The 20,641-nt window shown below is 51.5% G+C and carries 17 protein-coding genes; 11 read left to right on the top strand and 6 right to left on the bottom strand.

What is annotated here, in order from left to right:
• Positions 1-177: 177 nt before the first annotated feature.
• From ACSSVF_RS03310 to ACSSVF_RS03295, 4 genes are all read right to left on the bottom strand, one after another.
• On the bottom strand, positions 178-1,605 hold the full coding sequence (locus tag ACSSVF_RS03310; protein ID WP_492405471.1) for a glutamate synthase subunit beta: 1,428 nt from the start codon (positions 1,603-1,605) through the stop codon (positions 178-180).
• Positions 1,606-1,693: 88 nt separating this feature from the next.
• Positions 1,694-6,364, bottom strand: coding sequence for a glutamate synthase-related protein (locus tag ACSSVF_RS03305; protein ID WP_492406299.1), 4,671 nt, complete (start codon positions 6,362-6,364; stop codon positions 1,694-1,696).
• A gap of 475 nt (positions 6,365-6,839) precedes the next feature.
• Positions 6,840-8,120, bottom strand: a complete 1,281-nt coding sequence (hemL, locus tag ACSSVF_RS03300; protein WP_492405470.1) for a glutamate-1-semialdehyde 2,1-aminomutase — start codon at positions 8,118-8,120, stop codon at positions 6,840-6,842.
• A 90-nt stretch (positions 8,121-8,210) separates the two neighbouring features.
• A complete protein-coding gene (locus ACSSVF_RS03295) occupies positions 8,211-9,218 on the bottom strand; it encodes a S1 family peptidase (RefSeq protein ID WP_492405469.1) in 1,008 nt (335 codons plus the stop codon).
• Between the two features lie 150 nt (positions 9,219-9,368).
• Here ACSSVF_RS03295 and ACSSVF_RS03290 point away from each other — a divergent pair, with 150 nt between their 5' ends.
• Positions 9,369-10,109, top strand: a complete 741-nt coding sequence (locus tag ACSSVF_RS03290; protein ID WP_492405467.1) for a dienelactone hydrolase family protein — start codon at positions 9,369-9,371, stop codon at positions 10,107-10,109.
• Positions 10,110-10,258: 149 nt separating this feature from the next.
• Positions 10,259-11,773, top strand: coding sequence for an NADP-dependent phosphogluconate dehydrogenase (gene gnd, locus ACSSVF_RS03285; RefSeq protein WP_442585267.1), 1,515 nt, complete (start codon positions 10,259-10,261; stop codon positions 11,771-11,773).
• 215 nt (positions 11,774-11,988) lie between these two features.
• Here gnd and ACSSVF_RS03280 read toward each other — a convergent pair whose 3' ends face one another.
• On the bottom strand, positions 11,989-12,174 hold the full coding sequence (locus tag ACSSVF_RS03280; protein ID WP_492405465.1) for a hypothetical protein: 186 nt from the start codon (positions 12,172-12,174) through the stop codon (positions 11,989-11,991).
• A 313-nt stretch (positions 12,175-12,487) separates the two neighbouring features.
• On the opposite strand from ACSSVF_RS03280, the gene thiS reads away from it, so the two are divergent.
• The 6 genes from thiS (at position 12,488) to ubiA (ending at position 16,685) form a co-directional block, all read left to right on the top strand.
• Positions 12,488-12,691 (top strand): sulfur carrier protein ThiS, encoded by a 204-nt coding sequence (gene thiS / locus ACSSVF_RS03275; protein WP_492405464.1) that lies wholly within the window; start codon positions 12,488-12,490, stop codon positions 12,689-12,691.
• Between the two features lie 69 nt (positions 12,692-12,760).
• The gene (locus ACSSVF_RS03270; protein ID WP_492405462.1) at positions 12,761-13,543 is read left to right on the top strand and encodes a thiazole synthase; all 783 of its coding nucleotides are present in this window, start codon (positions 12,761-12,763) and stop codon (positions 13,541-13,543) included.
• Between the two features lie 2 nt (positions 13,544-13,545).
• Complete coding sequence (apaG, locus tag ACSSVF_RS03265) at positions 13,546-13,929, top strand: Co2+/Mg2+ efflux protein ApaG (RefSeq protein WP_492405460.1); 384 nt, start codon at positions 13,546-13,548, stop codon at positions 13,927-13,929.
• 104 nt (positions 13,930-14,033) lie between these two features.
• Positions 14,034-15,257: a murein transglycosylase A gene (gene mltA, locus ACSSVF_RS03260; protein ID WP_492406298.1), complete on the top strand. Its 1,224-nt coding sequence runs from the start codon at positions 14,034-14,036 to the stop codon at positions 15,255-15,257.
• 5 nt (positions 15,258-15,262) lie between these two features.
• On the top strand, positions 15,263-15,817 hold the full coding sequence (locus tag ACSSVF_RS03255; protein ID WP_492405458.1) for a chorismate--pyruvate lyase family protein: 555 nt from the start codon (positions 15,263-15,265) through the stop codon (positions 15,815-15,817).
• Positions 15,818-15,821: 4 nt separating this feature from the next.
• A complete protein-coding gene (ubiA, locus tag ACSSVF_RS03250) occupies positions 15,822-16,685 on the top strand; it encodes a 4-hydroxybenzoate octaprenyltransferase (protein WP_492405457.1) in 864 nt (287 codons plus the stop codon).
• On the opposite strand, the gene ACSSVF_RS03245 is transcribed toward ubiA, so the two are convergent.
• Entirely contained in the window at positions 16,677-18,326 is a 1,650-nt protein-coding gene (locus tag ACSSVF_RS03245) for a type IV pilus assembly protein FimV (RefSeq protein WP_492405455.1), read from the bottom strand. The genes ubiA and ACSSVF_RS03245 overlap by 9 nt on opposite strands.
• A gap of 300 nt (positions 18,327-18,626) precedes the next feature.
• Here ACSSVF_RS03245 and rplM point away from each other — a divergent pair, with 300 nt between their 5' ends.
• The 3 genes from rplM to argC all read left to right on the top strand — a co-directional run bounded on the left by rplM (position 18,627) and on the right by argC (position 20,641).
• The gene (rplM, locus tag ACSSVF_RS03240) at positions 18,627-19,055 is read left to right on the top strand and encodes a 50S ribosomal protein L13 (protein ID WP_055828872.1); all 429 of its coding nucleotides are present in this window, start codon (positions 18,627-18,629) and stop codon (positions 19,053-19,055) included.
• A gap of 22 nt (positions 19,056-19,077) precedes the next feature.
• A complete protein-coding gene (rpsI, locus tag ACSSVF_RS03235; RefSeq protein ID WP_379034087.1) occupies positions 19,078-19,470 on the top strand; it encodes a 30S ribosomal protein S9 in 393 nt (130 codons plus the stop codon).
• 124 nt (positions 19,471-19,594) lie between these two features.
• Positions 19,595-20,641, top strand: a complete 1,047-nt coding sequence (gene argC, locus ACSSVF_RS03230) for an N-acetyl-gamma-glutamyl-phosphate reductase (RefSeq protein WP_492405451.1) — start codon at positions 19,595-19,597, stop codon at positions 20,639-20,641.

Genomic DNA, 20,641 nt, shown 5'->3' with positions numbered 1-20,641 from the left:
TTGATTCGCATCGAAGCAGTTATGTGTCGATACTCGGTCTGACCAGTCAAAAATCAAAATAGCATTATAAAGTGCGCCGCCTGCTTTCACCTGAAAGAATGGTGTTTTTTTGCGTCAGCGCAAACAAAAACGCCGATGATATGACTCATCGGCGTTTGTGACTAACCCAGTGGCGTATTAACGTGGCAGGGTAGAGTCTCCCATCAGGAATACATCGACTTCGCGTGCGCATTGACGGCCTTCGCGGATCGCCCATACCACCAGTGATTGTCCGCGGCGGATATCACCGGCAGCAAATACCTTGGCTTTGCTAGTCTTGTAGCAGCCTGCACCATCAGTGGTGGCTTTGGCATTGCCGCGGTTATCTTTTTCCACGCCAAAGGCATCCAGTACTTTCTGGATAGGCGATACAAAGCCCATCGCTAAAAATACCAGATCGGCTTTAATGGTGAATTCAGAACCCGGCACTTCAGTCATCTTGCCGTCTTTCCACTCCACGCGCGCACCTTTCAGTGCGGTCAGTTTGCCATTTTCGCCTATCAGCTCTTTGGTAGTGATAGACCAGTCACGGGCTGCGCCTTCTTCATGCGAGCTGGAAGTACGCATTTTCAGCGGCCAGTTCGGCCATACCATGGCTTTGTTTTCTTTTTCTGGCGGTTGCGGCATCAACTCGAATTGGGTGATGCTTGCCGCGCCGTGACGGTTAGACGTACCGACACAGTCAGAACCGGTGTCACCGCCGCCGATCACGACCACATGTTTACCCGTGGCTTTGATCTGGTCAGGTACGTCGTCACCTGCGACCATTTTGTTGTTCGGAGTCAGGAAATCCATGGCGAAATGCACGCCATCCAGTTCACGGCCAGTCACTGGCAAGTCACGTGGCAACTCGGCACCACCTGCAAGGATTACTGCATCATAGTCGCGTTCAAGATCAGCTGCGCTGACATTTTCGCCTACATACTGGTTAACCTTGAAGGTCACGCCTTCGGCTTCCATCTGCGCGACGCGACGGTCGATACCGGATTTGTCCAGTTTGAAATCAGGGATGCCGTAACGCAGCAAGCCACCGATACGGTCATTTTTCTCATACACAGTCACGCTGTGACCGGCGCGCGCCAGTTGTTGTGCAGCCGCCAGGCCCGCAGGGCCGGAGCCAACAACAGCAATCTTCTTGCCGGTTTTGTTAGGGTTGATTTGCGGGATGACCCAGCCATTTTCCCAGGCTTTATCGATAATGGCGTGCTCTATGGATTTGATGCCGACCGGGTCGTTGTTGATATTGAGCGTACAGGCAGCTTCACAAGGTGCCGGGCAGATACGGCCGGTAAAGTCTGGGAAGTTGTTGGTTGAATGCAGCACGTCAATCGCATTGCGCCAATCCTGGTGGTACACCAGGTCATTCCAGTCAGGGATAATGTTATTGATAGGACAGCCGGTGGTACAGAATGGAATGCCGCAGTCCATGCAACGGGCACCTTGCTGTTTGGCCTGGTCGTCTGTCAAATGCAGAACAAACTCTTTGTAGTTTTTGACGCGATCCTTTACCGGCAGATTTTCTTCTGCCAGGCGATCAAACTCCATAAAACCTGTGACTTTACCCATGTTAAATTATCTCTTCCCTATCACGCCACTCAGGCGCAACCTTAACTAGGCCCCGCGCGTACGCGGGGTATTCAATGAACAAAAACGATTAAGCGGCTTGTTTGGCAGAGGCTGCAGCCATTTCAGTCAGTACGCGTTTATATTCGTTCGGGAACACCTTGACGAATTTCGCGCGTGCGGCTGGCCAGTCAGCCAGGATATCTTTGGCACGTGGACTACCGGTCAGCGCTGCGTGCTGCTCGATCAAGCCTTTCAGCAGTACTTCGTCAGGCTGGCCCATGTGCTGTACTTTGCCGACGTCAGCTTCAGCGGTTTCGACCTTTTCCAATGACACCATGCTCATGTTGCAGCGTTTGGCGAACTGGCCATCGATATCATAAATATAAGCAATGCCACCACTCATGCCGGCTGCAAAGTTCTGGCCGGTTGGGCCTAGTACCAACACGGTGCCGCCTGTCATGTATTCGCAACCATGGTTGCCCACGCCTTCAACAATCGCAGTCGCGCCAGAGTTGCGTACACAGAAACGCTCGCCCGCCACACCACTCAGGAAACTTTCGCCGGTGGTCGCGCCATACATGACGGTGTTGCCAACGATGATGTTCTCATAAGACAAGCCACGGAAAGTGGTTGGCGGTTTGATGATGATGCGACCGCCACACAAGCCTTTACCTACATAGTCATTGCCTTCACCAGTCAGCTCAAAGGTGATGCCTTTGGCCAGGAAAGCCGCAAAGCTTTGGCCTGAGGTGCCGGTAAAGTTGACGTGTATGGTGCCGTTTGGCAGGCCATCATTACCGTAACGACGTGCTACTTCATGCGACAACATGGTGCCCGCAGTACGGTTGGTGTTCATGATAGGCAGGTTCAAGGTGACTTTCTCACCTTTTTCCAGCGCTGCTTGTGACAATTCAATCAGCTTGTTATCCAGTGCTTTGGCAATGCCATGATCCTGAATGTCATTGTTTTTGCGGGAAACGCTGGCTGGCATATCTGGCAGGTGGAAAATCTTGCTGAAATCCAGGCCATTGATTTTCCAGTGTTCGATACCGGCTTTCATATCCAGCAGGTCAGCTCGGCCAATCAGGTCATCTACCTTGGCAATACCTATGCTGGCCATCAACTCGCGTAACTCTTCAGCAACAAAGAAGAAGTAGTTCACTACGTGTTCTGGCTGGCCGGTAAATTTCTTGCGCAATTCCGGGTCTTGCGTCGCAACGCCTACCGGGCAGGTGTTCAAATGACACTTGCGCATCATGATACAGCCTTCAACCACTAGCGGTGCGGTTGCAAAACCAAACTCATCTGCACCCAGCAAGGCGCCGATCAGCACGTCACGGCCGGTTTTCATCTGGCCATCGACTTGTAACACGATACGTCCGCGTAATTGGTTAAGGACCAGCGTTTGCTGGGTTTCAGCCAAACCAAGTTCCCACGGCGTACCTGCGTGTTTGACTGAAGATAACGGCGAAGCACCGGTACCACCGTCATGGCCTGCCACAACGATGTGGTCAGATTTGGCTTTAGCCACGCCTGCGGCCACTGTGCCTATGCCGGTTTCTGACACTAGTTTTACTGAAATAGACGCTTTTGGATTAGCGTTTTTCAGGTCGTGAATCAGCTGTGCCAGATCTTCAATCGAGTAAATATCGTGGTGAGGGGGTGGCGAAATCAAGCCTACGCCCGGCACTGAGAAACGCAGTTTCGCAATGTATGGCGAGACTTTATGCCCTGGCAATTGACCGCCTTCACCCGGCTTGGCGCCTTGCGCCATCTTGATCTGGATCTGGTCAGCGCTGCTGAGGTATTCAGCGGTCACACCAAAGCGGCCGGAAGCCACTTGTTTGATGCGTGAACGCATGGAATCGCCTGCCTTGAGTGGCACGTCGGCTTCAATCAGTTCGCTGCCTAACACTTCGGCAATGCTGGAATCTACTTTTACCGGGATAAAGCGTTTAACGTCTTCACCGCCTTCGCCAGTATTTGATTTGCCGCCAATACGGTTCATGGCCACCGCCAGCGTCGCATGTGCTTCGGTAGAAATGGAACCCAGTGACATCGCACCGGACGCAAAGCGTTTGACAATCTCTTTGGCTGGCTCAACCTGGTCCAGCGGGATCGCCGCTGCGGCTGGTTTGATCTCAAACAGGCCGCGCAAAGTCATATGGCGACGGCTTTGATCGTTGATCAGCGCAGCATATTCTTTGTAGGTATCATATTGGCCAGTACGGGTCGCACTTTGCAATTTGCTGATCGATTGCGGTGTCCACAAGTGCTCTTCACCACGCACACGGAACGCGTATTCGCCGCCGGCTTCCAGCGCGTTTAACAAGGTAGGGTCGTTGCCGAATGCCTGGTCATGCATGCGCATGGTTTCTTCAGCCACTTGTTCCAGGCCTATGCCTTCGATCTGGCTGACAGTGCCGGTGAAATAGTCGTTCACGAACTGGCTGTTCAGGCCGATCGCTTCAAAAATCTGCGCGCCACAATAAGACTGGTAAGTAGAAATGCCCATTTTGGACATGACTTTATACAAGCCTTTACCAATCGCTTTCACGAAGTTTTTGCCGGCTTTTTCCACATCGCTGGTCAAAGTCTTCATGGTTTCATATACCAGCCATGGGCACACCGCTTCTGCACCGTAACCTGCCAATAAGGCAAAGTGGTGCACTTCACGTGCTGAACCGGTATCAATCACCAGGCCGGTGCTGGTGCGCAACCCGGCTTTCACCAGGAACTCGTGCGTCGCCGAACAGGCCAGCAAGGCAGGGATTGCCACGCGTGCTGCAGATACGGTGCGGTCAGACAGAATCAGTACGTTATAACCGTCATGCACGGCTTTTTCAGCCTGGTCATGCAAGATGTCCAGTGCCTGTTTCATGCCGGCTTTGCCTAAAGCGGCATCGTAGGTCAGGTCCAGAACGATGGACTTGAACTGGCCTTGGGTTAAGGTGTCGATTTTTTTAAGTTTTTCCAGGCCTTCCAGGCTGATCACTGGCTGGCTGCTTTCCAGGCGCAGTGGCGGATCGGTTTCATCTATGCCAAGCAGGTTAGGCTTGGGGCCGATGAACGTGACCAATGACATCACCAATTCTTCACGAATCGGGTCAATTGGCGGGTTGGTGACCTGGGCAAACAACTGCTTGAAGTAGTTGTACAGGGTTTTGGCTTTGTTGGACAACACCGGCAATGCCGCGTCGTTACCCATAGAGCCCGCGCCCTCTTCACCATTATCCAGCATAGGTTGCAGGACGAATTTGAGGTCTTCCTGTGAGTAGCCAAAAGCTTGTTGGGTATCCAGCAGGTTAGCTTGCAAGGTGACTTCACCGGTGCCTGCATCAGGCAGTTCAGTCAGGTGGAAACGCGTCTGCTCAATCCACTGGCGGTAAGGTTTGGCCTGCGCCAGCTCTTGTTTGACTTCTTCGTCATCGATGATGCGGCCTTGCTCCATGTCGATCAGCAACATTTTGCCTGGCTGCAAGCGCCATTTTTTAACGATTTTTTCTTGTGGGAAGGTGATCACACCCATTTCAGACGCCATCATGACGATGTCATCTTCGGTCACCAGGTAACGCGCAGGACGCAAACCGTTACGGTCCAGTGTCGCGCCTATCATTTTGCCGTCAGTAAATGCAACCGCAGCCGGGCCATCCCATGGCTCCATGATGGCGGCGTGATATTCGTAGAAAGCGCGACGGTCTTCGTCCATCAATGGGTTGTTGTTCCAGGCTTCCGGAATCAGCATCATCATGGCGTGTGGCAGGCTGTAACCACCGGCTACCAGTAATTCCAGGCAGTTATCGAAACAGGCGGAATCAGACTGGCCTTCTACGATCAGTGGCCACAATTTTTCCAGGTCTTCACCCAGCACGGCAGATTTAATCGTCTCGTGACGGGCCGTCATCCAGTTGACGTTGCCTTGTACGGTATTGATTTCACCGTTGTGTGCAATCATGCGGAATGGATGGGCCAGGTCCCAGGCCGGGAAGGTATTGGTAGAAAAGCGCTGGTGTACCAAAGCCAATGCAGACACCACACGTGCGTCTTTCAGGTCTTTATAATAAACACCCACTTCATTCGCCAGCAGCATGCCTTTGTAGACGATGGTGCGTGAGGAGAATGAAGGCATATAAAACTGCGCGTTATCCTGCAAATTGAGTTTGCGGATGGCATGCTCTATGCGTTTGCGGATAACAAAACATTTACGCTCAAAAGTATTGCTGTCAGCAGTGGTGCTGGCAATAAATACCTGGCGCATCACTGGCTCAACTGCGCGGGCAGCATCGGCAATATTACTGTTGTCTACCGGCACATCGCGCCAGCCCAGCAAGGTCTGGTTTTCTTCAGCGATGATTTGCGCAAAAATGGCTTCGCATTTGGCACGGTTAGCCGCTTGTTGCGGCAGAAACGCCTGGCCAACAGCGTATTGGCCAGCAGCAGGCAATGTCATGCCTAATGATGCGGCTTCTTCACGCATAAAGGTGTCAGGCATTTGCATCAGCAAGCCAGCACCGTCACCCAGTTTCGGGTCGTAGCCGGTAGCACCGCGGTGGGTCAGGTTGTCGAGCAGTTGCAGGCCTTTTGCAACAATGTCGTGGCTTTTCTGGCCTTTAATATGGGCAACAAAGCCCACGCCACAGCTATCTTTTTCGTGGCGTCTGTCGTATAAACCCTGCGATTGCGGGGCTAAACCGAGCTGGTTTCCCAGAGCGGTTGCGGTATCTTGAGAAGCACTCATCAGGTTGTTGTCGGACTGCATATCCATTGCCAGATTCTTCACTTACAAAACATTTGGAGGAACCTTCAATGATACCGTTAAAGTTTAGCAATTTCAATCGTTTAGCCTGCGTTAAATAACTCAGCCTCACATTTTAATTGCATAATTGAGAATCATTTTCATTTGTTGATTGTCGTGTGTGAACATCATGCGAAATTCAAACAAAGCCAAGTCTTCTATTGCAGGGGGGTTGTGTGACTTCAATGAGGTGTTGCGTGCCATTTATTAGGTCATTTTCATCACGTGCATAGCACCGCTATATGTCTGAGTTGAAGAAGTTTGTTGCGGAAGACCTTTGTAGCGCATTCATGCGATTAACTAACGCAAATCCATAGATAGCCGCTCAGAGATGTTTAGCGGGGTGATCAAAAGTAACCAGCCCCGCCGGGTTAACCAGGCGAGGCCGTTTAGGTGCAACTTTAAACAACTGACTTCAGTGCTAAAAACTGTGATGCAATTACAACGCAGCAAACGCTTTTTCTGCCGCTGCAACCGTTTCTGCAATATCTGCATCGGTATGGGCAGCCGAAACAAAGCCCGCTTCAAATGCAGAGGGGCCCAGGTAAATGCCGCTATCTAGCATGCTATGGAAGAAGCTGTTGAAAGCGGTTTTATCGGTTTGCATCATTTCAGCATAGCTAGTCGGATTATTTTGGCTGAAATACAAGCCAAACATGCCACCTACACTTTGTGCATTAAAGGCAATGCCGCTTTTTTGCGCAGCGGCTTTTAAGCCATCTATTAATTTGGTGGTTTGTGCTGCCAGTTTGTCGTAAAAGCCTGGAGCTTGCACCAGTTTTAATGTAGTTAAACCAGCGCTGACGGCGACCGGGTTGCCGGATAAGGTACCTGCCTGGTACACCGCGCCCAGCGGTGCCAGTACGCTCATAATGTCTTTGCGTCCGCCAAATGCGCCCACTGGCAAACCACCGCCAATCACTTTGCCCAGTGTGGTCATGTCAGGTGTAATGCCGTACAAGGCTTGTGCGCCACCCAGCGCCACGCGGAAGCCGGTCATCACTTCATCAAAGATCAATACCGTGCCATGCTGGGTACACAGGCTACGCAGGGTCTGCAAAAATTCCTGGTGCGGCACGATTAAATTCATATTGCCGACCACCGGTTCCAGAATCACGCAGGCGATCTCATCACCGATGCTGGCAAAAGTGTCTTTCAGCATTTGTGAGTTGTTGTAGTCTAACGTCAGGGTGTGGGCCGCCACTTCAGCGGGCACACCAGCCGAGCTTGGTTCGCCAAAAGTCAGCAATCCTGAGCCGGCTTTCACCAGCAAAGCATCGGCATGGCCGTGATAACAGCCTTCAAACTTAATGATTTTGTTGCGCTTGGTGAATCCCCGTGCCACGCGAATGGCGCTCATGGTCGCTTCGGTGCCGCTGCTGACCAGGCGCACTTGCTCCATGCTAGGCACCAGTTTATTGAGCAACTCGGCCATTTCCAGTTCTAAGCCGGTTGGCGCGCCAAAGCTCAGGCTGTTAGCCGCGGCTTGCTGTACGGCGGCGACGACTTCCGGATGGGCGTGACCCAGAATCATCGGCCCCCAGGAGTTGATGTAGTCGATATACTCTTTGCCATCTGCATCCCATAATCTGGAGCCGACGCCTTTTTTAAAGAAAATCGGCGTGCCGCCTACACTGCGGAAAGCGCGGACAGGTGAGTTAACGCCACCTGGGATCAGTTTTTGGGATTGTTCAAACAGTTGCTGATTGCGAGAAGTCATAAGCCTTGATAGTCAACACATCAAAAACGCTATTCTAACAGAGGCGTGTGCGGACATGCATGCTGGCAATACCGCTGCGATTTCACGCGCTTATTGCAGGCGCTGCTCCAGGTCAGCATATGCCTGTGTGTCCAGCTGCCTGATGTGGTCTTTGGCATCAGTGAGCAGGGCTGGCTGTTTATTCTGTTGGGCAACAATCGCCAGCCCTGTCCAGGCATCGATATGGGCAGGTTGCAGCGCGACAGATTGCTGGTAAGCCTGTTGTGCAGCGTCCAGTTTTCCCTGGCCATGTAAGGCACTCGCCAGATAGAAATAAGCTTCAGCGGAAGTTGCTTGCTGATTCACCCAGCCGCGTGCAATCGCTTCCAGCGCTGGCCAGTCGCTGTTCTGGTAGGGCTGCACCACTTGCATCCAGAATGGCCGCTCCACTAATGGCAAGTCCCAAAACGGCGTCGCATCGGGCACAGGGGTTGAGATTTTTTCCTGTTGCATAAGCGCTTCTACCCACTCGACCGGGATGCTGTAAAAATAAGCATGCTTGCCCGGGCTTTTAAATGTACTCAGCGACACCAGCTCCCCCGCCTGGTTAAAAGTCGGGCTGCCACTGGAGCCCATGATGAACGCTGCGTCTGAACGCACAACGGTGCTGCCATCAAAGGGGTAAAGTGCGCGCACTTTGCCGGCGATGGTTTGTGGTTTGGGTGGCCCGCCGGGAAAGCCTATCGAAAAGACCTCGTCGCCATAATGTAGTGAGGCCGCCGAGGCGAGTTTTACTGGCGCGAGTTCCAGGTACTGGAATTTGAGGATACAGGTGTCGTGTGCCCAATCTGCCGCCATGCCGACAGGGCTGATGCTTTCGCCGAATTTTGAAATGCTGATGCCATTGCTGTTGGTCAGTACATGGCAATTGGTGGCGATCATATCTTTGGCAACCACTACGCCGGTGCCCACGCCATGGCCGCCTGTTTGCGTCATGACATGCACTTTGACGACCGATGCTTTTAACTTGTAAACCAGTTCACGGTCAGGCTCCGCAAGCAACGTAAGCGTAGACAACATCAATGTGAGTGCGATAAAGCTCTGAAACAGTGTGCGCATGCTGACTCCTTGTGACATTTTACTAAGGAATAACTGGGTGCATTTAAATCAATGAAATGCAAAAAATTCTGCCGCAGGCGATGAATAACAGTGAAAAGGCAGCAAAACAGCGCTAGAATAGCCGATATTTTTGATTGCTGAAGGATAGTTATGCTGATTACAAGCGAAATCGTTGATCTGGACACGCCGACCGGGGTGATGCGCACTTATGTGCACCGTCCCAAGCAGGATGGTAAAGTGCCTGCGGTTTTGTTTTATTCGGAAATCTTCCAGCAAACTGGCCCGATTGAGCGTGCAGCACGCTTTTTGGCCAGCCATGGTTTTGCGGTGTTAGTGCCTGAAGTATTTCATGAGCTGAACCCGATAGGCACCGTGCTGGGTTACGACGATGCCGGTCGCGATAAGGGTAACGCGGATAAGTTTGCTAAAGACGTGCAGGCTTACGACACTGATAACCGTGCCATGATTGAGTTTCTCAATGCGCAGCCATGGTATAGCGGCAAGTTGGGCGCGGCCGGTTTCTGTATCGGTGGTCATTTGGCGTTCCGTGCTGCTTTACAGCCAGAAGTAAAAGCGACCGCTTGTTTCTACGCAACCGATTTGCATACCAACCTTATCCCTAATAAGCCAGGACAGCACAGCATGGAGCGTGTGAGCGAGATCAAAGGTGAGTTGCTGATGATCTGGGGTAAGCAAGACCCGCATATCCCTGGCGATAAGCGCGCTGAGTTGTATAACCGCTTCGCCAACATCCCCGGTTTGAATTACACCTGGCATGAAGTGAATGGGCAACATGCCTTTATGCGCGATGAGGGTGAAAGATATGATGCGCAGGTCGCTGGTATTGGTTATCAGCTGGCGCTGCAATTGCTCGGTAACGCACTGAAATAATTTAAAACCGAAAACTTAGAATGAATATGTTGAACGGTCTGCTGTTAAAACAATCGTTGAACGTTCGATATATCATCTAGTCCAAGCATAGGCCAAAAGCCTGTGCTTTTTTTTCAACTAAATTAACCATTTATTTAGAGACAATAATTATGACTACAAAGAATGCGGATATTGGATTGGTAGGATTGGCAGTGATGGGCCAAAACCTGGCGTTAAACATTGCTGATCACGGCTACACCATCGCGGTCTATAACCGTGACCCGAAAAAAATGCTGAACTTTATTGAGGAGTGCAAAGCTAAAGAGCCTTCACACGAGCGTGTAGTCGGCCATGCCGATCTGGCTTCTTTCGTATTGAGCATCAAACGTCCCCGTAAAATCGTATTGCTGGTAAAAGCTGGTAGCGCGACCGATGTGACTATTAATGCCTTGCTGCCTTTCCTCGAGCAGGGCGACATTATTATTGATGGCGGTAATGCGCTGTGGACAGATACCATTCGTCGTGAAAAAGAACTTGCTGCCAAAGGCATTGAGTTTATTGGTTCCGGCGTTTCCGGTGGTGAAACCGGCGCCCGTTTTGGTCCTTCACTGATGCCCTCCGGCACACGTAAAGCATGGTCCAGCCTCGAGCCTATCTGGCGTGATATTGCCGCCAAGGTAGACCCGGTGACCGGCACGCCGCTGGAAGGTGGAGAACCAGGCAAGCCGATAGTAGGCGGTTTCTCATGCGCGGAATACATTGGCCCGGATGGTGCCGGCCATTATGTGAAAATGGTGCATAACGGGATTGAATACATCGATATGCAGTTGATCTGCGAAGCCTACTGGCTGATGAAAAACCTGTTGGGCATGCCAGCGGACGAGATCGGCAAAGTATTCGCTGAATGGAACAAAGGCGAGCTGTCCAGCTTCCTGATTGAAATCACCGCAGATATCCTGCAACAAAGAGACCCGGGCGGCAAAGGCTTCCTGGTCGACCAGATCCTTGATACCGCAGGCCAGAAAGGCACCGGTCAATGGACAGCTGCCAATGCCCTGGAATTGGGTGCACCTGCCAACGCGATTGCCGCTGCAGTGTATGCGCGCGCATTGTCCAGCCTGAAAGAGGAGCGTGTGGAAGCCAGCCGCATTCTGAAAGGGCCGGAGATTGTCAAAGAAACTGACAAGCCTGCGATTATTGAAGCGATTAAGAATGCGCTGTATTGCTCCAAGATTTGCGCTTATGCACAAGGCTTCCAGCTGATCGATAAAGCACAAGTGGCTTATAACTGGAAACTCAACTTCGGTGAACTTGCCCAGATCTGGCGTGGTGGTTGTATTATCCGTGCGCGCTTCCTGCAAAAAATCACCGATGCTTATGCATTGAATTCCCGCCTGAAAAACCTGATGCTGGACCCTTACTTCACCAATGCCATGAATGAAGGCCAGGCTGGCTGGCGTAAAGTGATCGCACTGGCGGTGACCAATGGTATTCCTGCACAGGGCTTTGCTGCGGCGCTGGCTTATTACGATGGCTACAGAAGTGCAGATCTGCCGGCTAACCTGTTACAAGGTCAGCGAGATTTCTTCGGTGCGCATACTTATGAGCGCAAGGATCAGCCACGTGGTCAATTCTTCCACCTGGACTGGCCAGAAAAAGGTCGTCCTGAGTTGGTGATTGAGTAATTGAATGCCTGAGGTGTGGATGCCATACCGGCATCTGCACAATGGCGTGCTGTAAAAATAAAAAGATGGCTAGTTGCCATCTTTTTTGTTTTATGGAGGCCTGCCTGCAAAAAAAGCGGAAACAGTGCGTCATGCACTATTCAATGCTTTCATTCCGGTGTAGCCACTATAAACGTTGACCCAATCTGGGTCAGGGTCTTGCCTGGGTTAAAGCGTTAAACGCAATCGCAACTGGATTCCAGAAAACGATGTAACTCAAGAATGGCTTTTTTATGCTCCTGCGCTTTTTGTGAAGCTTTTGAAGCACTCACATCAGCCGCAGTGTTCAAGCCTGGGGAGTAAATTTCGTCAGTTAAAATATGGATAGACGAAGCTGGTTGATACGACTCTACAATTTGCATTTCAATTTTCCTTTTGGGATTCAATATTTCCAGTACAACATGACGAATTGTGTTCGTCGTGTCTGTGGCGACAAAATTAACAAAAAGTTCCTGATTGAGCAAAGGGTTAAATAGCAAAGTGCCCAATTTGGTCCTTTTCTGATGCTGTATTTGCGCCGCTACAACATCTAAGCAAACATGATGCCATGTTCGTTTACTTTAACGCGCAACGATGACCAATGGATGACAACAGCCGCAGCACTTAAAAACTAAAAGCCAAATGCGTCAATATTTCGTAAAATAACGGCTGGATCGATGAAAAATGAAGAGTGGGATGCAAATTTTTGTGAATGGTAATGCCATGCAGCTGCCTTCGGAGGCGATGACGGTGCTGGCACTGGTTGAACATATGCAGTTGACCGGAAAGCGTATCGCAGTTGAGCTTAACGGTGATATCGTGCCACGCAGCCAGTTTCCGGCGGTACATCTGCAAGGGGATGACAAGCTGGAAATCGTCGGCGCCGTCGGTGGCGGTTGAGCCAAAACGTCCATCTGCTGCAACCAAAGCCCTGCTTTGCGAATCCTATCAATTTAGAGAATACATGACATGAGTGATGCACTGGTAATTGCCGGTAACAGTTACCAATCCCGCCTGCTGGTAGGGACTGGTAAATATAAAGATTTTGCGGAAACGCGCGCGGCGATTGATGCCAGTGGTGCCGAGATTATTACGGTCGCCATCCGGCGTACCAATATTGGCCAGAATGCCAATGAGCCTTCGCTATTGGATTATTTGCCGCCTTCGGAATTTACTTATTTACCGAACACAGCCGGGTGTTATAGTGCAGAGGACGCGGTGCGAACCTTGCGCCTGGCGCGCGAACTGCTGGATGACCATAGACTGGTCAAACTTGAAGTGCTCGGTGACCCGAATACCTTATATCCAAATGTGACAGAAACCCTGGCTGCTGCCAAAACACTGGTGAAAGAAGGATTCGACGTCATGGTGTATACCTCTGATGATCCGATTATCGCCAGGCAGCTGGAAGACATTGGCTGTGTGGCAGTGATGCCGCTGGCTTCACTGATAGGTTCCGGCATGGGGATTCTGAATCCGTGGAACCTGCAAATCATTATCGAGAGCGCCAAGATCCCTGTGCTGGTGGATGCTGGTGTCGGCTGTGCTTCAGATGCCGCCATCGCCATGGAATTAGGCTGTGCCGGAGTGTTGATGAATACTGCGATTGCAGCTGCACGTGACCCGGTACTCATGGCCAGTGCCATGAAAAAAGCGGTCGAAGCAGGGCGTGAATCATTTTTAGCGGGGCGGATGGCGAAAAAACTCTATTCTGCCAGCCCCAGTTCTCCCACGACAGGCATGATAGGGTAAATGTGACGGATAACGGCTTATATGCATGCGAAGTGTCGGTGATCACCGAGTATCTTCAGGACCAATCCTCTCCGGAAGCAGGACAGTATGTCTATGCCTATACCGTGACTATCCGCAATACCGGCACTACTGCGGCGCAACTGATCAGCCGGCACTGGGTGATCACCGATGCCATGCAGCAGGTGCGTGAAGTCAAAGGCCTGGGCGTGATCGGTGAGCAGCCCTTATTGGCACCGGATGCCGAATACAAATATACCAGCAGCGTGATGTTTAATACGCCCAGCGGCGAGATGTACGGCACTTATCAAATGGTGGCGGTCGATGGGCATTGGTTTGAAGTCGACATTCCTATTTTTTGGCTGCACCAGGCTGCAGGCTTGCATTAGGTCTGAAAAAATCAGGGCTGAAAAGAATTAAAGTGAAATTAGTTAAAACGAAGTCAATGGATGCGACATTGGTTGATGGTTCAGTGACAAAACAAACCTTCAGCATGCGTCAGTTAGGGCTGCTGGCCTGTGTGTTGTTACTGGCTGGCTGCCAATCTGCTGCACCAGTCCCACAAGGAAAATCTCCCCCCAAAGCCCCGACAAGTGTGCCGGTTGTGCCGCAGAAACCAGACGCATCTTCAGTCGATCTAAAGCCACCCACCCAGCCATATGGATTGCTGAAGCCAGTCAGTTGGACAGAAATACCAGGCCTGGAAAATGAAAATTGGCTTGCCAGCTGGACGGCCTGGTTGCAAAGCTGTCAGGGCTTGAAGAAAAAACCTGACTGGCAAACCGTGTGTACTTCGGCCCAGGCGGTGAAAGTCGATGATGCCCCGGCTATCCAGGCTTATTGGCAGCAGTACTTCAATGTTTATGCTACACAGCAAGTGGATGGCGCGCCGCAAGGTTTGATCACCGGCTATTACCAGCCGGTATTAAAAGGGGCGAGGGCCGCCAGCGAGCGTTTCCCGGTACCTCTTTATAAAGTGCCTGCGGACCTGATCACGGTCAACCTGTCAAACCTGTTTCCTGACCTGAAATACAAGCGTGTGCGCGGACGTGTGCAAGGACAGGCATTGGTGCCTTATTACACACGTACCGAAATCGAGCAGTTGCAATCGCCATTGCTGGGTAATGAGTTGCTGTGGGTGAATGACGCAGTTGAAGCATTCTTCTTGCAGGTGCAAGGCTCAGGCATTGTTGAGCTGGAAAGTGGCGAGCGCGTGCCGGTCGGCTATGCAGACCAGAATGGCCATCCCTACCAGTCGATTGGCAAGGTGCTGGTCGAGCGTGGGGAACTGACTGCCAGTGAAGCTTCCATGCAAGGCATCAAGACCTGGGGCCAGCAACATCCGGAGCAGTTACAGGGTTTGCTTAATACCAACCCCAGTTATGTTTTTTTTAAATTATTACCCACAGGCTTATCCGGCCCATTAGGCGCACTCGGTGTGCCTTTGACTGCAGCCCGCAGTATCGCCGTCGATCCGTTTTATATCCCGTTAGGGGCGCCTGTGTTTATGGCGACCACGCAGCCATACCCCAACACCGAAACGCCCTTGCAGCAACTGATGCTAGCGCAGGATACCGGCGGCGCAATCAAGGGTGGCGTGCGCGCTGATATCTATTGGGGTGAAGGTGAGCCTGCCGGCAAACTGGCGGGCGCCATGCGTCAGCAGGGGCAATTGTGGGTCTGGCTACCTAAAACCTTTAAACTTCCTCAGCAGTGACTGCCATGCACCGCGTGCACTATTGCGATGATGCAGGCTGGCAGGCAACACCGACTTCCAAGCATGTTTTACGCCCCTGGTTGCAGGAGCGTGGCTCACTCACTGCGCGCTTGAAACGCCATTATGCTGACTTTTCTGTGCAGTTGTTACGTGAGGCGTGGTGCAAGCCGCACATAGACGAAAGGCAACTGCTGCAATTGCCGATGACGACCCAGGCCTGGGTACGTGAGGTGTGGCTGATGGGCGATGGGCAAGCGCGTGTATTTGCGCACAGCGTGATTGCGCGCAAGGATTTGCGCGGGCCCTGGTATGGGCTGCGAAAAATGGGGCGATTGCCTTTGGGCGCTGCTTTATTTGCCAACCCGACCGTCGAGCGGGGTGCACTGCATTTCCGCAAGCTATCTCCCGCGCATCCTTTATATAAAACGGTCTCAAAGCATTTGCCACTGATGCCGCGCCAGCCTTTGTGGGCACGGCGCTCATTATTCTGCCTGCAACACCACCATTTGCTGGTGACCGAAGTATTTTTACCAGATGCTTTGATCAAGAGGGTGGATTAAAAGGATGCTATCGCTGGCCAAATGGAATGCTTACTACCGCTTGACCCGGCTGGATAAGCCTATCGGTATCTGGCTATTGATGTGGCCGACTTTGTGGGGGCTGCTGGTCGCCGGGCAAGGCAAGCCAGACCTGCATGTCGTCGTTGTGTTCGTGCTGGGGACTATCCTGATGCGTTCCGCCGGTTGCGCATTGAACGATATTGCTGACCGCCACTGGGATGGCGCGGTGGCACGTACACGCCTGCGTCCACTGGCAACCGGAGAGATCTCCGTGAAAGAGGCTTACCTGGTGGCCCTCGGTCTGGCGCTCATTGCCTTTATGCTGGTGTGTACACTGGGCTGGCAGGTGGTTGCCTGGTCGGTGCCCGCATTGTTTTTAGCCATCAGCTACCCTTACACCAAGCGTTTTTTAGCCATCCCGCAAGCCTATCTGGGCGTGGCATTTGGGTTTGGCATACCGATGACATTTGTCGCCTTGCAAGGGCAAGTACCTGTACTGGCCTGGTGGTTGCTGCTGGCGAATGTGAGCTGGTCTGTCGCCTATGATACCGCCTATGCCATGGTTGATCGTGACGATGATCTCAAGATCGGGATTCGCTCTTCAGCCATTACTTTTGGGCGCTTTGATGTGCTGGCGATCATGGCCTGCTTTGTGATGATGATGGTCATCCTGGCCAAGGCAACGTGCTCCTTGAGGTTGGGGTGGCCATTCTGGTTAGGCTGGAGTGTGGCCGTAGTGTTGATTCTCCGCCAATACCAGCTGGTTCGCACACGTCATCCCGAGCAATGTTTTAAAGCGTTCCTGGAAAACGTCTGGATTGGGGCAGCTTTAACAGCCGGCCTGGCGTTTGCTTACTGGCTAGGCTGATTTGCGCACAGTCGCAGGGGCGTCCAGTTCAAACGTGAAATCCGTCCAGTACTGGAAAGGTGTCTGGTCTACCGGCGCCAGCACATAAATATCCCCGGATAATTTTTGCAACTCGCGCAAATTATCCTGCATGGAATCTGCATCTGCTGACGGCTTCGCCGCGGGTTGAGAGGTGGGCAGGTTTTGCGTGTGGCAGGCAATTTCTTTCAGCATCATCAATTCTTCAAAGATACTGCGTTCAAACCCCATGCGTGGCACCAGGCGCGTGTTGTATACCAGGTCATCAATCAGCGAAATCACCTGTGGAGTGCCCCAGGTCTGTTGCAAGGCTTTCATAATGCGCGGGTAAGATTCAATGCCCTGCTGTTTAAAGTCGGGATTGCGCTCAACGCTGAGGTTGAAATGCTTCCTGCAATCCCCGGCGACGATGTCAAATTCCTGCTGCTTGCCTTCTTTGGATAACAGATCCAGTAAATAAAGCCACATCCACGGCGAAGATTTAGGGTGCCTGTACAAATGTTGCTGCAAGTGCTCAATGGCCTGGTTGATGCGGCCATGTGTAAACAAACGCGAGGCATCTTGCATGACAGCATTGGTGCTTTGCTGTGAACTGACTTTTTGTGGTGCGCTGGCCAGCGAAACCGCATCGTCATTGGCATGCACGGGGACAGGTTGCAGCCTGCCAGGCGCCGGCTGGTAAGGGGATTGCGTGTGAGGTGCCTGATGAGTGCCGGCAGCCCCAAGTATTGCTGACGGATGTTGTGTCTGTGTATGTTGATGTGGCTGCTGGTCATTACCAGTTTGCGTATGGCTGCCAGGTGCTTTCGCTTTTTCGCGTACTTTAGGCGTTTTGGGCACGGCCGCATGCCTGCGTAGCCAGTCGGCAAAGAAATAACCGGTGATGATGAGTGCCAGGCTTAACGTCAGCACCAATGTACGCAATAGATGGTTTTCATTTTGCAGTTGGGTCAGTTGCTGTTTCAATGACGTCAAAATACTTACCTGGGCAAGATTGCTGGCGTAAAGAATGTCTGATTTTTTTTGTAATTGTTTGAAGTCTGTTTGCAATGCATCAATTTGTTGCTGCAAGGCATCGTATGCCTCCGCTGAAATGTTCGGGTTTGCTGCGGCAGGTTCAGGCAATGTGGCTGGCTGAGCCGGTGAAGGCGTCAGGACAGGCGCTTCTTTGGGGGTTGTTTCAGGTGCAGTGCGCGCCGTGACTGCTGGCGCTGGGGTGGAAACGGTATTGTCCGCCCGGATGTTAAAGGTTTGGCTGTGATGCAGGCAGTTGTCAGTCAGGGTCAGCGTTAGCGGCCCTGAAATAGCACTATTCGACCATAACATCAGCACGCCTTGCTGGCTGCCTAGTGTGGTGTATTCAAGCTGGATAGGGTCAGCAGCTGCAGGTTGCTGCAGGGTGAAGCAGCTGATATCGGTATTAGGGTGAGTATGATTGATCGATAGTTGCGCTAGGAAAGGCTGCCCGGGCTCGGATTCTATGCTGAATGCCTCAAGCTCGGCAGCCTGTAATGCAGGGGCCAAACCGAAAATAAATAAAGCCAGCAACAAAGCAGTTGATCGCAACCGGGAAATGGCTGCGAAGCGTCCACTCTGTTTGCGCCTGCGGTTGCTAAAAAGCATGATACAAATAATTGTTTTTTAAATTGAAGCTTGCGTAGAAACTTAATGAATGGCCTAATATAACACTTAGCTGCATAAAACCCCTAGATATCAAGGGGAATTGGCCTGAAAGCATGTTTTATTTCGGTTAATTTGCATAATTAATACGAGAAAAAACAACGTTGGTAAAATACCTGGCCTCAAGATTGCATTTTACTGGCTGCGATCGATTCTTTTTCGGATTAATTCGTTGACAAGCTTTCTCAAGCTGGCTTATAATCCGCCCTCTTAATTTACACGCTATAACTCGGTAGTTATAAAATGAAAACATTTTCAGCAAAATCGCATGAAGTTCAACGTGATTGGTTCGTGATCGACGCCACAGATTTGGTCTTGGGTCGTCTGGCCAGTGCTATTGCCCATCGCCTGCGCGGTAAGCATAAAGCCATTTACACACCACACGTAGACACTGGTGACTACATCGTTGTCGTGAATGCGGACAAAATTAAAGTAACTGGTAACAAGGCTGGTGGCAAGTTGTATCACCGTCACTCCGGTTACCCAGGTGGTATCACAACCACGACATTCTCCAAAATGCAGGACCGTTTCCCAGGTCGCGCGTTGGAGAAAGCGGTTAAAGGCATGTTACCAAAAGGTCCTTTGGGCTATGCCATGATCAAGAAAATGAAAGTGTATGCTGGTGACAAGCATGAGCACATTGCTCAGCAACCGCAAACATTAACCATCTAATATTAGACGATTAGGATAAAGCATGATCGGTAAATACAACTATGGCACAGGCCGCCGCAAAAGCTCCGTGGCACGTGTGTTCCTGAAGTCCGGTAGTGGCAACATCGTAGTAAACGACAAGCCAGTTGACGTTTATTTCTCACGCGAGACTTCTCGCATGATCTTGCGTCAACCACTGGAATTAACTAACAACACCGGTACTTTTGACATCTTGGTCAACGTGCATGGTGGTGGTGAATCCGGTCAGGCTGGTGCAGTGCGTCACGGTATTACCCGCGCATTGATCGACTACGATACCGCGTTGAAGAGCGCCTTGTCTCACGCTGGTTTCGTGACACGTGATGCCCGTGAAGTTGAACGTAAAAAAGTTGGCCTGCGCAAAGCGCGTCGCCGGAAGCAATTCTCCAAACGTTAATTTCACGTTTGTTACAAAGAGAGTTGTGCAAAAAGGTCGCATTGGCGGCCTTTTTCATTTATTGTTTTACCTTTTCTCAATAAACCGCAAGTTTCTGGATAATGAGCGAGTCTGGTTGAAGTCTATGGCAAAAATTAAAGTCGGCATTGTGGGTGGTACCGGATATACCGGTGTTGAATTGTTGCGGTTACTGGCACGGCATCCGCAGGTGCAATTGCAAGTCATTACCTCGCGTGGTGAGGCTGGGTTACCAGTCGCTGACATGTTTCCCAGCCTACGTGGCGTGGTCGACCTGGCATTCAGCGACCCGGCAACCATCGATTTGACCCAGTGCGATGTGGTATTTTTTGCCACGCCGCATGGTGTCGCCATGAGCCAGGCACCTGCATTGGTAGCGGCGGGCGTGAAAGTCATTGATCTGGCGGCAGACTTCCGTCTGCAAGACGCTGCCGAATTTGAAAAATGGTACAAGCTGCCACATAGCTGTACCGATATTCTGCAGCAGGCCGTGTATGGCCTGACGGAGTTATATGGTGACCAGGTATCGCATGCGCAGGTGATTGGTAATCCAGGCTGTTACCCAACCACCGTGCTGCTTGGGCTGGCGCCACTGCTTGAGAATGGCTGGATTGATTACGCAGTGCCGATTATTGCAGATGCGAAATCCGGCGTGTCAGGCGCGGGCAGAAAAGCCGAAGTCAGCACCTTGTTCTCCGAAGCCAGCGATAACCTCAAAGCTTATGGCGTCGCCGGGCATAGGCATCATCCTGAAATTCTGGCGCAATTGAAAAAACTTTCTGGTAGTGATGCGGTCAATCTAATCTTTGTGCCTCATCTGATTCCCATGATTCGCGGTATGTTGACTACCTTGCATGTAAAACTGAACGCTGAGGGTAGCAAACAGGCACTGCAGCAGGTATATGAGCAACGTTACCAGCATGATTACTTTGTCGATGTGATGCCAGCTGGCGCTTTGCCAGAAACGCGTTCGGTACGCGGCTCCAATGTTTTACGGATGGCTTTGTATCCACAGGCAAATGATTATGTCACAATCGTTGTAGTGCAAGACAACCTGGTGAAAGGTGCTTCAGGCCAGGCGGTCCAGAATATGAACCTGATGTTTGGCCTGGCGTCAGATACAGGTTTGCAAGTGTTGCCATTATTGCCATAA

This window comes from Methylophilus sp. E2MeOHC9, assembly GCF_058744375.1.
This window is presented reverse-complemented; position numbering and strand designations above follow the sequence as displayed.